The 12,699-nt window shown below is 55.6% G+C and carries 13 protein-coding genes; 9 read left to right on the top strand and 4 right to left on the bottom strand.

All coding sequences use genetic code 11. The annotated features are described in order from the left end of the window. The first annotated feature begins 25 nt into the window (after positions 1-25). The gene (locus NW826_RS00150) at positions 26-226 is read left to right on the top strand and encodes a hypothetical protein (RefSeq protein WP_414330572.1); all 201 of its coding nucleotides are present in this window, start codon (positions 26-28) and stop codon (positions 224-226) included. 89 nt (positions 227-315) lie between these two features. Next, on the top strand, positions 316-1,167 hold the full coding sequence (locus NW826_RS00145; RefSeq protein ID WP_414509136.1) for a prepilin peptidase: 852 nt from the start codon (positions 316-318) through the stop codon (positions 1,165-1,167). A gap of 63 nt (positions 1,168-1,230) precedes the next feature. Here the strand turns inward: NW826_RS00145 and NW826_RS00140 are convergent, their stop codons facing one another. Then, complete coding sequence (locus tag NW826_RS00140; RefSeq protein ID WP_414509135.1) at positions 1,231-5,193, bottom strand: magnesium chelatase subunit H; 3,963 nt, start codon at positions 5,191-5,193, stop codon at positions 1,231-1,233. 325 nt (positions 5,194-5,518) lie between these two features. Between NW826_RS00140 and NW826_RS00135 the strand changes: the two genes are divergently transcribed. Both NW826_RS00135 and NW826_RS00130 read left to right on the top strand, forming a co-directional pair. Then, on the top strand, positions 5,519-6,337 hold the full coding sequence (locus tag NW826_RS00135) for a NotI family restriction endonuclease (protein WP_414509134.1): 819 nt from the start codon (positions 5,519-5,521) through the stop codon (positions 6,335-6,337). Between the two features lie 78 nt (positions 6,338-6,415). Next, positions 6,416-7,351: a DNA adenine methylase gene (locus NW826_RS00130; protein ID WP_414509133.1), complete on the top strand. Its 936-nt coding sequence runs from the start codon at positions 6,416-6,418 to the stop codon at positions 7,349-7,351. Between the two features lie 86 nt (positions 7,352-7,437). Here the strand turns inward: NW826_RS00130 and NW826_RS00125 are convergent, their stop codons facing one another. Beyond that, positions 7,438-8,073 carry a phage integrase N-terminal SAM-like domain-containing protein gene (locus tag NW826_RS00125; RefSeq protein WP_414509132.1) on the bottom strand — a complete coding sequence of 212 codons (636 nt, stop codon included), beginning with the start codon at positions 8,071-8,073 and terminating at the stop codon, positions 7,438-7,440. A 105-nt stretch (positions 8,074-8,178) separates the two neighbouring features. Here NW826_RS00125 and NW826_RS00120 point away from each other — a divergent pair, with 105 nt between their 5' ends. The 3 genes from NW826_RS00120 to NW826_RS00110 all read left to right on the top strand — a co-directional run bounded on the left by NW826_RS00120 (position 8,179) and on the right by NW826_RS00110 (position 10,452). Beyond that, positions 8,179-8,511, top strand: coding sequence for a hypothetical protein (locus NW826_RS00120; RefSeq protein WP_414334327.1), 333 nt, complete (start codon positions 8,179-8,181; stop codon positions 8,509-8,511). A gap of 75 nt (positions 8,512-8,586) precedes the next feature. Next, positions 8,587-9,531, top strand: a complete 945-nt coding sequence (locus tag NW826_RS00115) for an ADP-ribosylglycohydrolase family protein (protein ID WP_414509131.1) — start codon at positions 8,587-8,589, stop codon at positions 9,529-9,531. 192 nt (positions 9,532-9,723) lie between these two features. After that, complete coding sequence (locus NW826_RS00110) at positions 9,724-10,452, top strand: type 1 glutamine amidotransferase (protein ID WP_414349067.1); 729 nt, start codon at positions 9,724-9,726, stop codon at positions 10,450-10,452. Here NW826_RS00110 and NW826_RS00105 read toward each other — a convergent pair. Continuing rightward, entirely contained in the window at positions 10,414-10,596 is a 183-nt protein-coding gene (locus tag NW826_RS00105; RefSeq protein ID WP_414369186.1) for a hypothetical protein, read from the bottom strand. The genes NW826_RS00110 and NW826_RS00105 overlap by 39 nt on opposite strands. A 162-nt stretch (positions 10,597-10,758) precedes the next feature. On the opposite strand from NW826_RS00105, the gene NW826_RS00100 reads away from it, so the two are divergent. Next, positions 10,759-11,337 (top strand): Uma2 family endonuclease, encoded by a 579-nt coding sequence (locus NW826_RS00100; protein WP_414334321.1) that lies wholly within the window; start codon positions 10,759-10,761, stop codon positions 11,335-11,337. 69 nt (positions 11,338-11,406) lie between these two features. Here the strand turns inward: NW826_RS00100 and tnpA are convergent, their stop codons facing one another. Beyond that, entirely contained in the window at positions 11,407-11,730 is a 324-nt protein-coding gene (gene tnpA, locus NW826_RS00095) for an IS200/IS605 family transposase (RefSeq protein WP_414509130.1), read from the bottom strand. A 110-nt stretch (positions 11,731-11,840) separates the two neighbouring features. Between tnpA and NW826_RS00090 the strand changes: the two genes are divergently transcribed. Further along, on the top strand, positions 11,841-12,699 hold an 859-nt coding region (locus NW826_RS00090; protein ID WP_414509129.1), incomplete at its 3' end, for an RNA-guided endonuclease InsQ/TnpB family protein.

Below are 12,699 nucleotides of genomic sequence, written 5' to 3'. Positions count from 1 at the left end.
GCTTCGCAAGGTAGGGAAACCGCACATGGACAGCGCGTTGCTGCAAGCAGCTCGTCAGATCTATCAATTTCATCTCCAGCATCGACCGGAGGTGCTGGAGCAGCCGCCGCGGGGTGTGGTCATCCACCGCCGTACCCTGAGAGGGGATCTGATCTTTTCTGAGTTTCCCATTCTGCTGCCCCAAGAAACCTTTATTCCGCTGCAGCAGTTGGAGCCGCTGCGGTGAGGCAGAAGGGCTCCTCTCCCGTTCTTCTCCTGCCCTTTTGAAGTGGTTGCCATGCTCAACCTTCTCTCCTGCTACGCAGCGCTTGCGCAATGTGGCTGAGCAACGCCGACGCGAACGGCATCTGGGAGCTGCGCCTGTTGGGCTGGGTGCTGGTGTTGGTGCTGGGAGCCTGTGTGGGCAGCTTTCTCAATGTGGTAGTCTATCGCCTGCCGCGGGGCCTCTCTCTGCTCTATCCTGGATCCCATTGTCCCCACTGCAAAACACCGCTGGGCCCGACGGAGAACATCCCCATTCTGGGCTGGTTCCTGCTGCGGGGCCGCTGCCGCCACTGCGGTGCGCAGATTAGCTGGCGCTACCCTGCCGTTGAAGCCTTGACCCTGGTGCTGTTTGGCCTCAGCATCGCCATCTTGGGTTTTTCCCCCCGCGGGATCCTCACCTGTGTCTTGTTGGGCTGGCTGCTGGCCCTGGCGCTGGTTGATCTGGACACGTTCTTGCTGCCGGAAGCGCTCACCCGCTCCGGCTTGCTGGCGGGGCTGCTGGCCCGCTTGGCGCTGCCCTGGCTGGAAGGATCCGGATCCCTGGCGGCCATGGGCCTGTCGCTGGTGGCCGGGATCGCGGGGGCCGTATTGGGCATTTGGTTGCTGGAGGGCATTGGCTTTGTTGCCCGCTGGGTTTTGCAGCGGGAGGCCATGGGCGGAGGAGATGGCAAGCTGCTGGCTCTGATCGGCATGTGGCTGGGCTGGCAAGGAGTCGTGGTGACTCTCCTTTTGGGTTCCGGCTTCGGCTTGCTGGGCAGCCTGCTGGCCATGACCAAAGGAAAGGCCCGCCTGGGCAAACCCATCCCCTTCGGCCCCTACTTGGCTCTGGGCGGTGCCGTGGCCGCCTTGGCGGGATCCCCCCTGGTGGAAGCCTACCTGCACTGGTCGGGTTTGCTGGGGTAGAACTCCTGCACCCCTCTTCCAGTGGCAACGGCGCCAACGATCGGCAGGGATCCCCTTTGGCCCCTATTCCACCCCCTCGATCCGGTCTTCCACTTCTTGGTACAGCTCCTGCAGGCGCTCAATATTGGCCTGGGAAGTCTGCCAGTAGCCACGCCCGTGCACCTCCAACAGGGATCCGACGATGCGCCGGAAGGAGTGGGGGTTGAGGTTCATCAGCCGCTGCCGCATCGCCTCGTCCTTGATGAAGGTCTCGTTGGTTTCCTCGTAGATCCAGTTGTCCACCGCGCCTGCCGTGGCCGACCAGCCGGAGGTGTTCACCAGCCGCTTGGCGATCTCCCGCACCCCTTCGTAGCCGTGCTTGAGCATGCCCTCGTACCACTTGGGGTTGAGCAGCTTGGTGCGAGCATCAAGGCGGATCGTCTCGCTCAGGGTGCGGATCTGGGCGTTGGGCGTGGTGGTATCCGCCATGTAGGCCGAGGGGGCCTTGCCGTCCGGGCGCAGGCTCTGCACCAGCTTGGTGGGATCCGAGTCGAAGTAGTGGCTGACATCCGTCAGGCTGATCTCCGAGGAATCCAGATTCTGGAAGGTAACGTCCACCGTTTTCAGGCTGGCCTCAAAAAGCTGCCGCATCTGCTGGTTGGGCAGATTGGAGCCGAAGGCAAAGGACTTGCGGGATAGATACATCTCCCGCAGCTCGCTCTCGTCTTCCCAGGAGCTGTTTTCTACCGCCAGGTTGATGTTGGCCGAGTAGGAGCCGGAAGCGTTGGAAAAGACCCGCGTTGCCGCCTGCTCCAGCGTCAGCCCCAGCTCCTTGGCCTGCTGTAGGGCGTGCTTGCGCACAAAGTTCAGCTCCAGCGGCTCGTCGGCCAAGGCCGCCAGCTTCACCGCCCGGTCGAGGAGAGCCATTTGGTTGACAAACAGATCCCGGAACACCCCCGAGCAGTTGACCACCACGTCGATGCGGGGCCGCCCCAGCTCCGCCAGAGGGATCAGCTCCACCTTGTTCACCCGCCCCAGGGCATCCGGCTTGGGACGCACCCCCAGCAAACACAGCACCTGGGCCAGCGATTCCCCATAAGTCTTGATGTTGTCCGTGCCCCAGAGCACCACCGAGATGGTCTCCGGGTACCTGCCGCCGTTGGCACTCAGCTCCCGTGCCAGCAGCCGCTCCACCACGATCTCCGCCGACTTGATGGCCGCTGCCGTGGGGATGGACTGGGGATCCAAAGCGTGCAGGTTGCGCCCCGTCGGCAATACATTGGGGTTGCGGATGGGATCCCCGCCCGGCCCCGGCAGGATGTACTCCCCTTCCAAGGCCCGCAGCAGCGATCCCAGCTCGTAGTCAGCCGTAATTTGCTTAAGGCACTCTTCCAAAAACTCGAACAGAGGCTTGAGGAGCTCTGCATCCACCTGGGGATAGCCCGCCTCCTTGAGGGCCACCAGCCAGGGCGCCTGCCGCCCCATGTTGAAGAAGTTGAGCTTAGCTACCCTGGAGACCCGCCCCTGGGCGTCGGTTTGCTCCTGCACCAGGGCCGCCACTGCCTTGTGGCAGGCCTTGTTGATGCGATCCAGCAGCTCCGTATCCGCCAGGTGCCCCCGATCCCGGTTGCGGTAGATCTCGTCGATATCCCGGCCTAGGCTCTGGGCAATAATGCGAGGCAGGCCAAGGATCCCTTCTTCTGGGCGGTCAATGCTGGCGATGCTGACCAGCGTGGCGATGGCTTCCTCTGCGGTAGGGGGCGCCCCGATCACATGCAGCCCACAGGGCAATAGCCGCGACTCAATCTCCATCAGCTTGGCGTAGAGCTGGCCCACCACTGTGTCCCGTTCTTCCAGGGTGAGCTGGCCGGCATCCCCCTCTGGCAGCTCCACGTCCTTGTCCAGGTTGACCAGGCGCGCCTTGTCACAGATGGCGTTGACAATGGCAATGCCCCGTGCTCCCTCCCGCAGGGTTTGGTAAGAGCCAATCAACTCCCGCAGCTCCTGCAACCCCTTGTAGAGGCCGGCATTTTCTGCCGGCGGCGTCAGGTAGCTGATGGTGCAGGCGTAGCCGCGCCGCTTGGCGATGGTGGCCTCGCTGGGGTTGTTGGCCGCGTAGTAGTACAGGTTGGGCAGGGATCCAATCAAATTATCCGGGTAGCACTCGCCCGACATGCCAATTTGCTTACCGGGCATGAACTCCAAAGAGCCATGGGTGCCAAAGTGCACCACCACATCGGCTCCCCACACTTTCTCCAAATAGGTGTAGTAGGCGGCAAAACCGTGGTGGGGGCTGGCCGATCTAGAAAAAAGCAGCCGCATGGGATCCCCTTCGTAGCCAAACGTGGGCTGCACCCCGATGAACACGTTGCCAAAGTGCTTGCCGTAAATCAGCAGATTCTGCCCGTCGGTGTTCAGGTGCCCTGGGGGTGGCCCCCAATATTTTTCAATGGCTTTGACATAGGGCGTCAGGGCCTCGTATTCCCGCACCGACAGCTTGGCAGCCACGTTCAGCTCCGGGCTGGCGTACTGGGCCTGGGCATCGTGCAGGATGGCCTCCATCAACTCCTGCGGCGTTTTGGGCAGCTCTGGCCCCAGGTCATAGCCGTTGTGGGCCAGCGCCTGCATGACGCGGTGGATGGAAGCAAACACATCTAAGTAGGCCGCCGTCCCCACATTGCCCTTGTCCGGCGGGAAGCTGAAGACGGTGATGGCAATTTTCTTCTCCAGCTTGGGCTTACGCCGCAGATTGGCCCACTTGATGGCCCGCGCCGCGATCAGCTCAATCCGATCCTGCAGAGCATGGGCCTTGCCGGTGGCGGCGTCCCGGCCCGAGAGGATGATGGGATCGATGGCCCCATCCAGCTCAGGAATGGCAATCTGCAGCGCCACCTGCACCGGGTGCAGGCCTAAGTCACTAGTGGCCCATTCCTCTGTGGATTGAAACACCAAGGGCAGCGCCACCATGTAGGGGCGATTGAGCCGTTGCAGCGCCTCCACGGCCTTGGGGTGATCCTGCCGCGCCGGCCCGCCCACCAGGGCAAACCCCGTCAGCGACACCACCACATCCACAATTGGCGTCGTCTTCTGCTCGTTCCAGAAAAACTCGTTCACCGTCTTGGAAAAGTCCAAGCCGCCGGCAAACACCGGCACCACCCGCGCCCCGCGCGACTCCAGCTCTTGCACCATGGCCACGTAGTGGGCATCGTCCCCCGTCACCAGGTGGGTGCGCTGCAGCACCAGCCCCACACAGGGGGCCAGGGGATCCTTCACGTCTTCTGGCAGATCCTCGCGGGCGTTGTACCAATCCCAATACTCCGCCAGGCTGGCAAACATCTGCGGCGCCAGCGGGTGCCAAATGCCCATCTCCAAATAGGTGACCGGCTCGGCAAACTTAACCTGATCCCGCATCCCCGGCAGGTAGCGATCCGCCAGCATCAGCAAAAAGTTCTCCAGGTTCTCGCGGGATCCGCCCAGCCAGTACTGGAAGCTGAGCATGAAGTTGCGGGCATCCTGGGCCTTGTCAAAGGGCAGGTACTTCAACACCTTGGGCAGCGTCTGCAGCAGCTTCAGCATCCCCTCTTGGAAGTTGGATCCCTGTTGGCGCTTGCGCATGAACTGGGCAATGGCGCTCTTAGATTGGCCCAGTTGCGCCATGGAAAAGGATCCCAGCTTATTAAGGCGCATCACCTCTGGCATGGAGGGGAACACCACCACCGCATCCAGCCGCTCCCGCAGGGGTTCTACTGCCTGTACCACCTTCTGGGCAATGTCCTCAATGAAGATCAAGGAGCCGATAAAGACATTGGCCGTCTCCAGATCCCGCCGGAAAGCCTCATACCCCGCGGGATCCCGCAGCTCTTCCACCAAGTAGCCAGACAGCTCCACCGCCAGCTTGGGGTTCTGGGCATTGATGCGCTGCACCGCCGCCGTCAGGGCACTCTGATACTGCGGCTCCAACACCACGTACACCACCTTCATCAGTCGGCGCCCCCCCAGCTCAGCAGGGGTCACGTGGCGGGTGATGGGCTTAACCAGAGTAAACATGCAGTCGCTCTCCCTTGTGCAATGCAAAAAAGCAAGTGGGCCGGGAATGGGCATTCTTCCCCAGCGCCTGTTTCCCGTTCTACCAGAGAACCGGATCCCTGCTGGGGGTATAACGCCAGCCTCGTAACAATTCGCAATAATTGCAAAGGGGGGCTTTCCTCTTGAGAAGAGCTTAGAGTGCAGGTTTCTTGCACTCTATAAGCTAATATTGAGGTTGTCAGCCAGCCAAGGCTTTCCTCTGGGCTCGGAGTTCTCTGCTAAGAGGAAGCTTGCGGTCATTTAAAGATTAGCATCCTGCGGCCCTTTGGAGTCAGGAAGAATCTACATGAGTAGTAAGAGACAGCCATTAGCAGAAGTCTTTGGCTATCTTGTTACAGATCAAACCGAAACAGCAGAGCGGTACCGTTCTGAACGCCTTTGTCCTTTCAACAATAAGGTGCCGAAATGCACAAAAGACAAAGCAGAAGATCCTCTTGGAGTATGTAGCATCTATCATGAAAATGAGCCTGTCATCACTTGTCCAATTAGGTTTCGTCAAAATTGGATTGTTGCAGATCATGCTGCTTCTTTCTTCTTTGGAGAAGGAGTGAGGTGGACTTCCCTGACAGAAGTGCGTCTGAAGGATGCCGAGGGTAAGACTGCCGGAAACATTGATGTGGTGCTTGTTGCATACGACGATGATGGCAAGATTGCTGACTTTGGAGCTCTTGAAATTCAGGCTGTCTACATTTCTGGCAACGTTCGCAAGCCATTTGAGCGTTACATAGGTAATCCACAGATCGGAGCTTTGATGGATTGGTCAAGCAAGCCAAGTTATCCTCGGCCTGACTATCTCTCATCCTCTCGAAAAAGGCTTGTCCCTCAACTTGTTTACAAAGGTGGGATCTTGCGCAGTTGGCGAAAGAAAATTGCTGTAGCGCTGAACAGATCTTTCTTCGCTACCCTACCTCCTCTGGAACAAGTTTCAAAAGATGAAGCCGATATTGGGTGGTTTCTTTACGACCTAAAACTACACAAAGAAGGAGATCATAGACGATATTATCTTACAAAGGTGGATGAAGTTTTTACTAAATTTGAGTCCGCTTTGGTTTCTATTGCTACATCATCGCCTGGAAAGATGGAAGACTTCATAAGGTCGCTGTAGAAAAAGCTTGATAAGCAACTTAAAGCTCACCAACCAACCAACCAACCAAACTGTTGAGAGTCCGTTTTAACCACAGCGATGCAGAGACAACTCTCATTGTTTTACGACCTATCTGAGGGAACACCTCTACCGCGTCCTGTGAATGTTGCCTCCATACCGCAGCGAAGTCCTTTCCGCTATCCAGGTGGTAAGACATGGTTTGTGCCAACATTCCGAGGTTGGATGACTAGCCTGAAGGTCAAACCGCGTGTCCTGGTCGAGCCTTTCGCTGGTGGTGGGATCATTAGCCTTACTGCTCTCTTCGAGAATTGGGTTGAAATGGCAGTTATGGTTGAACTGGACGACGAAATTGCCTCAGTCTGGGAAACCATTGTCAACGGTGATGCCGAGTGGCTAGCTCATCAAATCTTGACATTTCCAATGACGAGAGAAAACGTTGAAGAAGAACTTCAGCGAGTTCCCAGAACAAGAAGAGAGCAAGCGTTTCAAACGATTTTGAAAAACCGAACGCTACACGGCGGGATTCTCGCTAAAGGCTCTCGCTTTATCAAGTACGGAGAGAACGGAAAAGGAATTGGCTCTCGATGGTACCCGAGCACCCTTGCTCAGAGAATTGTTAACCTCAATCATATTGTCAGTAGAATTGACTTCCGTCATGATGATGGATTAAAAGTGATGGGAGAGTTTGCTTCTCGGGGGGATGTTGTCTATTTTGTTGACCCTCCCTACACAGCCGGTAGAAAGCAAGCAGGTAGACGACTCTACAAGCATCACCAAATTGATCATAATAGGCTTTTTACAATATGTAAGTCTCTGTCAGGTGATTTTTTGATGACATATGAAGATTCAGAAGAAATAAGAGAAATGGTACGCAAGCACAGATTCCAAATGCGCTTGATTCCTATGAGAAACACTCATCACGCTACACTGATGGAGCTGGTCATTGGGAGAGATTTATCCTGGTTAAGCGAGCTACCTATCGTTCGTGAGCTGGGAGCAAAATATAAAGTATAGCGTAAAGAAATCTAATGTACCCCTTGATTATTGAACAGGCTGTACTTGCGCTCCAAAGCAAAGGGCAAATAGACAGAGCCGTATCCCTATTCCAAGTCCTGCTGATGTTGTTGCTTAACCCAGAGCAAGTGTTCTTGCAAAGGTTCCACTAGGGTTTCTGGCAGCATCGTTAACCGGCTCTCCATCCCTTTGCTATTGCGAATCGCCAGTTGCCGTTGGGCAAAATCCACATCCTTAACCCGGAGCTGCTGAGCTCCTGCCAACCTCGAGCCACTGCCATACAGCACCTGCACCACCAAGCGATAGATCCCAGACAGATGCACAATGACAGCCTTGACCTCCTCAGGGGTTAAGACCGTAGGCAAATAGCTTGAGCGCCTGGCTCGTACGGCGTCTAGGTCAAGGTCTAGCTCCAGATGCAAAACTTCTCGGTAAAGGAACAACAGCGCACTGAGAGCTTGGTTCTGCGTGGACGCCGCCACCCTCTCCTCCACCGCTAAGTGGGTTAAGAAGGCATTGATCTGCTCGCCACCCATCTCCTTGGGGTGTCGCTTGTTGTGAAACAAGATATGTCGACGGATCCGGAGAAGATAAAATTTCTTAGTCTGGTAGGAGTAGTGCTTGACTCGGAGAGCATCACTGACCTGCTCCAAAGGTTGTTGGTGAGGGGGCGCTGGGGTTGGTGGGTAGTAGAGGCGAATAGCGAAAAACTTACATAGCATAACAAATCACTGCACCCGATTGTATGCTAGGCTATCTTCAGCACTCTAAGTCATTGACGGCGGGTGAGTTCAACTGTTAGGAGTCCTTCCGACAAGGTGCCAGTTATGAAAAGCAACTATGACCTGACAACAAGAGATGGCTTTCGGAGCGCAATCAAAGATCTCCTTGAAATTCCTGTTCTTGGCCAAATTTATGCTCCGTTCTTTTGGATCGCTGATAAGGTCTTCGATTTTCTAGAACCTGGGAAAGCCGTAGAGAAGCAATCGAAGGTAGCCGTTGACCTAATCAAGGCGGGCAAAGAACACGGGGCAAAGCGGATGAAAATTATGATGGATGAGCAGGCAGGCTTCCATCTAGATGTCCCCATTGAGGGGGTAAAAGTGAATGTTGGTGCTGGTAGTAAAGGAAAGGTTTTAATAGATATTGAGTACTCCTAACTCATCGCTGCAGGCGCGACGGCCCTGACGGGCCGCGGACTGAGCTCAAACGTTACCCCACTTGGGAGAACGCAGATGCAGCAACAAGACCGTTTCCGTGGGTGTCTTCTCGGTCTTGCCGTTGGGGATGCTATCGGCACTACCGTTGAGTTTCGCCCACGGGGAAGCTTTACACCGATGACGGATATGGTCGGCGGAGGTTCATTCCATCTCCGTGCAGGCCAGTGGACTGATGATACTTCGATGGCGCTTTGCCTGGCAACCAGCCTTGCTGAGTGCAACGGGTTTGACGCTCATGATCAAATGAGGCGTTATTGCAAGTGGGCCGAGACGGGTTACTTGAGCAGTACTGGGACATGTTTCGACATGGGTTCTACGACCGCCTCTGCATTGCGCAGGTTTCGCCAGACAGGAAACCCCTTTGCCGGGTCAAGCGATCCGCGCTTAGCCGGCAATGGATGCATAATGCGGTTAGCGCCGATTCCTATGTTCTTCTTCCCGGACCTGCAAGCAGCAGAACGATTTGCAGCGGAGAGTTCCCGAGTTACTCACGGTGCGGCGGAATGCCTAGACGCTTGTCGTCTTTTGGCGCGGATCATTTGTCGGGCGTTATCTGGTAGCTCAAAGGATGAGGTTGCTCTGGGTGACAGCCAGACATTCGTGGGGGCCGAGAAGATCGTTGCGATTGCCCGTGGAGCCTACTGTCAAAAGCCGGAAGATGAGATACGCGGCTCCGGGTATGTGGTGGACAGTCTGGAAGCGGCGATGTGGTGTTTCGTTCGTTCCCACAGTTTTGAGGAAGCGGTTCTCATGGCGGCAAATCTAGGCGACGATGCCGACACAACCGCTGCGGTATGTGGGCAAGTGGCAGGAGCGTACTATGGTGTACAAGGAATTCCTGTCGCCTGGCTAGAACGGCTTGCGTTACATTTGGAGATTGCGGAGCTCGCTGACCGGCTGTACAGCGCGAGCAAGAAGAGAGCGGCATACCGTTATGTTGCCAGCCCTAATAGCTTGTGAGTGATGAGAAGGGATCCCATCTCGTCTACTCTTTACTCCTAGTAGAGATAAAACCGGAAGCAGTGACAGCTTAGAGATCCCCAAGCATGACGCAATCGGCAGATCGAGAAGAACTTCAGCCTTGGGAAACTTGACCTTCTAATCCCGGAAGCACTGCCAGCAAGGGAATCCCAGGAGCTATGCTGGACTGCGGTGTTAGTCATTGAAATCAGTATGCGTGCCTACTACTTACAACATGTGCCGTTTGAGGGTCTCGGCTACATAGAGTCCTGGCTCAAAGCCAAGGGATATCCGGTAACGGGCACAAAGTTTTTTGAATCGACGAGATTGCCTAGCTTGGATGAATTTGACATGCTCATCGTCATGGGCGGCCCTATGAGCGCCAATGATGAAAGGGCGTTTCCTTGGCTAGTGCAGGAGAAGGGGTTTATCCGCAATGCCATTGAGGCCGGCAAGTCGGTTTTGGGCATCTGTCTGGGGGCACAACTGATTGCCAGCGCAATGGGTAGCCGAGTGTTTCCAAATCCCGTTAAGGAAATAGGTTGGTGGCCGGTACAAGGGGTACAGCCCCCTGATGAGCTAACCTTTCGCTTCTCGCCCTCAATTGAGGTTTTCCACTGGCACGGGGAAACTTTTGAGCTGCCACCCGGTGCAATTCACCTTGCCAAGAGCGAAGGCTGTGAGAACCAGGCCTTTCAGCTTGGGCGCTCAGTGATCGGCCTCCAGTTTCACTTGGAAACCACGCCAGAAGCGGCGCAAGAGCTTGTCTCCCACTGCCGCGACGAACTGTTGCCATCTACATATGTGCAATCTGAGGCAGCCATTCTTGCAGCTCCACCCGAAAAGTACCAAGCAATAAACAGTTTGATGGGTGAGGTGCTCTCATTCTTGTGCAGTCGTGGCAGAACCGACCACTTCTAGGGGCACTTCAGCAGGGGCCGCGGTGTAGCGGGGCAATTCTTCTAGGGCCAAGTTGAGCTTGTACATCGGGTCTGAGGTGCGGTAGTTCGGCTCCAGGTGAGTCCGAAACTGTGGCGGCAGGGATCCCGTGGGGCGAAGATTCAAAAAAGTCGTCGCTTAATTTTTGATTCAGGATCCCCTGCTCGGCAGCAGTCTACCCCAATTTGCTGGCGAACAAAGGGCCGGTCGCTAGCTCGCCTGTCGGTCTCCAAGGCAAAACGCCCTGCAATTTATAGACAATAGACAAATAAACGCCCAATTCCTGCCATGACGACTTTGACGCTCAATTTAAGCCCTTTGATAACCCTGACGCGGGCGAATTTTATCCGGCTTTGTGCCGCTAATCCTGAGCTGAAGTTGGAACGCACTGCCCAAGGAGAGCTGGTCATCATGTCTCCAACCGGGGGAGAAACGGGCCACTGGAGCGCCGAGATCACCACAGATCTAACTCTTTGGAATCGGCAATCGGGCCGGGGCAAAACATTTGATTCCTCCACCGGCTTTTCTCTGCCTTCGGGCAGCGACCGCTCTCCCGATTTAGCCTGGATCCCGATTGAGAAGTGGGAAGCTTTGGATCCGGAAGCCCGTCAGGGCTTCCTGCCCTTGTGCCCCGATTTTGTGGTGGAGATCCTCTCGCCCACCGACTCTTGGACTCAAACCCAGGCCAAGATGCAGGAGTACATGGACAACGGCTGCCGGCTGGGATGGCTGCTGGATCCCAAGGGCAAGCGGGCGATGATCTACCGGGCAGGGAAGGCGCCGGAATTGCTGGAAGACCCGCAAACTCTCTCAGGGGAAGAGGTGCTACCCGGCTTTACCTTGCCCATCCGCCAGATCTGGTCTTAGCTGCATCCTGCAACGTTTAGGGCCTACGGCCCGCTAACGGGAAGGGAACCGGCTCCTCGCAGACACAATTCAACGTAAGGCGCGGGATTCCCCACCGTCTATACGGTGGGGAGGGATGGCGCCTCCTGACTGATTCTGGATATATCGCTTCACAATTTCTAGAGGTGCACCGCCGCATGAGACAATGCACTTAGAATCATGCCAAAGCTTAGCCTTTCCCCAGTACACTTTATTGAGCTGTTCCGCAAACTGTTGCCTTAGTATGCGACTTGATGCTGACTTGAGAGAAGAAACGAGGTTAGATATGTTGTTATCAGGGTGCAGGTCGATGAGCAGGTGAACATGGTCTGGCTCACCATCAAACGCAATTAGCACACTCCGGTTAGCGGCCAAAACTCTTTCAGGTGAATCCTAAAGACTGCGTGAGCGCTGCTTCGTAGTTCGACCATAAAACTTGCCAATTTCTATGCTATAGCTATTGTAGCTTCGACTGAGCTATAAAGGTGACAGAAACTGCACTGGTAGTCAGGCGGCAGACCTTTCGGCTGTACCCCAACAAAACCCAAGAGCGGGCTTTGTTGTCTGCCCGCCGTTTGCACTGCTACCTCTACAACGCTTGCGTTGCTCACCGACGCTATGAGTACCGACGCAACCGCCGGACGGTTACTTACCTTGAGCAGCAGAATCTTCTGCCAGAGTTCAAGAAAGCATGGCCGGAGTTTGCTCAGCTCCACTCCATGACTTTGCAAGCTACGGTCAAGCGGGTAGATTATGCCTATCAGCGTTTCTTCCAGGGGCTAAGCAAAAAGCCTAAGTTTAAGCCAATCAAGCGGTATTCTGGCTGGACATATCCTAGCGCTACGGGGTGGAAGGTAAATACTAATGGTAAGCACGGCACCGTTACTCTCAGGGACTTGGGCATTACCCTGAGGATGCGGGGCAAAGCCAAGGACTGGGGGAAACCTACCACACTAACTATTGTCTACAAGCCAGCTTTACGGCAGTGGTATGCTTCCTTCACCGTAGAGGTGGAAGTACCTCGGTCTAAGTTTGGTTCCCAGTCAGACTTGAAGTATGAGTCCATCGTTGCCTACGATTTGGGCACCGAGACCGCCATAACCCTATATGACGGGAGTGAGTTCTATGAGGTTGCTAATCCTCGGTTTACGCAGAGGAGTGAGGAGAAAATTCGCAAGACCGCCAAACTTAAGCGACGAAAGCGTGCACCCAGGAAGGGAGTGAAGGCTTCTAGGAGATGGAAGAAAATCAACCGGCTAGAGGCTAAGCTCCAAGCCAAGGTTGCTCGCCAGCGTAGAGATTGGCAACACAAGGTTACCTCAGAGATAGCAAGTCGTTATGACA

It is taken from the genome of Synechococcus sp. OH20 (assembly GCF_047502685.1).
Classification (GTDB): Bacteria; Cyanobacteriota; Cyanobacteriia; order Thermostichales; family Thermostichaceae; genus Thermostichus.
Note: the sequence above shows the minus strand (reverse complement) of the source record. Positions and strands in the feature narration are given on the sequence as shown.

Coding starts and splice junctions, on each gene's coding strand:
- NW826_RS00135 (WP_414509134.1), top strand. CDS start 5,519: ATGAGTAGTAAGAGACAGCCATTAGCAGAAGTCTTTGGCTATCTTGTT.
- NW826_RS00130 (WP_414509133.1), top strand. CDS start 6,416: ATGCAGAGACAACTCTCATTGTTTTACGACCTATCTGAGGGAACACCT.
- NW826_RS00115 (WP_414509131.1), top strand. CDS start 8,587: ATGCAGCAACAAGACCGTTTCCGTGGGTGTCTTCTCGGTCTTGCCGTT.
- NW826_RS00145 (WP_414509136.1), top strand. CDS start 316: ATGTGGCTGAGCAACGCCGACGCGAACGGCATCTGGGAGCTGCGCCTG.
- NW826_RS00140 (WP_414509135.1), bottom strand. CDS start 5,193: ATGTTTACTCTGGTTAAGCCCATCACCCGCCACGTGACCCCTGCTGAG.
- NW826_RS00100 (WP_414334321.1), top strand. CDS start 10,759: ATGACGACTTTGACGCTCAATTTAAGCCCTTTGATAACCCTGACGCGG.
- NW826_RS00120 (WP_414334327.1), top strand. CDS start 8,179: ATGAAAAGCAACTATGACCTGACAACAAGAGATGGCTTTCGGAGCGCA.
- NW826_RS00125 (WP_414509132.1), bottom strand. CDS start 8,073: ATGCTATGTAAGTTTTTCGCTATTCGCCTCTACTACCCACCAACCCCA.
- NW826_RS00150 (WP_414330572.1), top strand. CDS start 26: ATGGACAGCGCGTTGCTGCAAGCAGCTCGTCAGATCTATCAATTTCAT.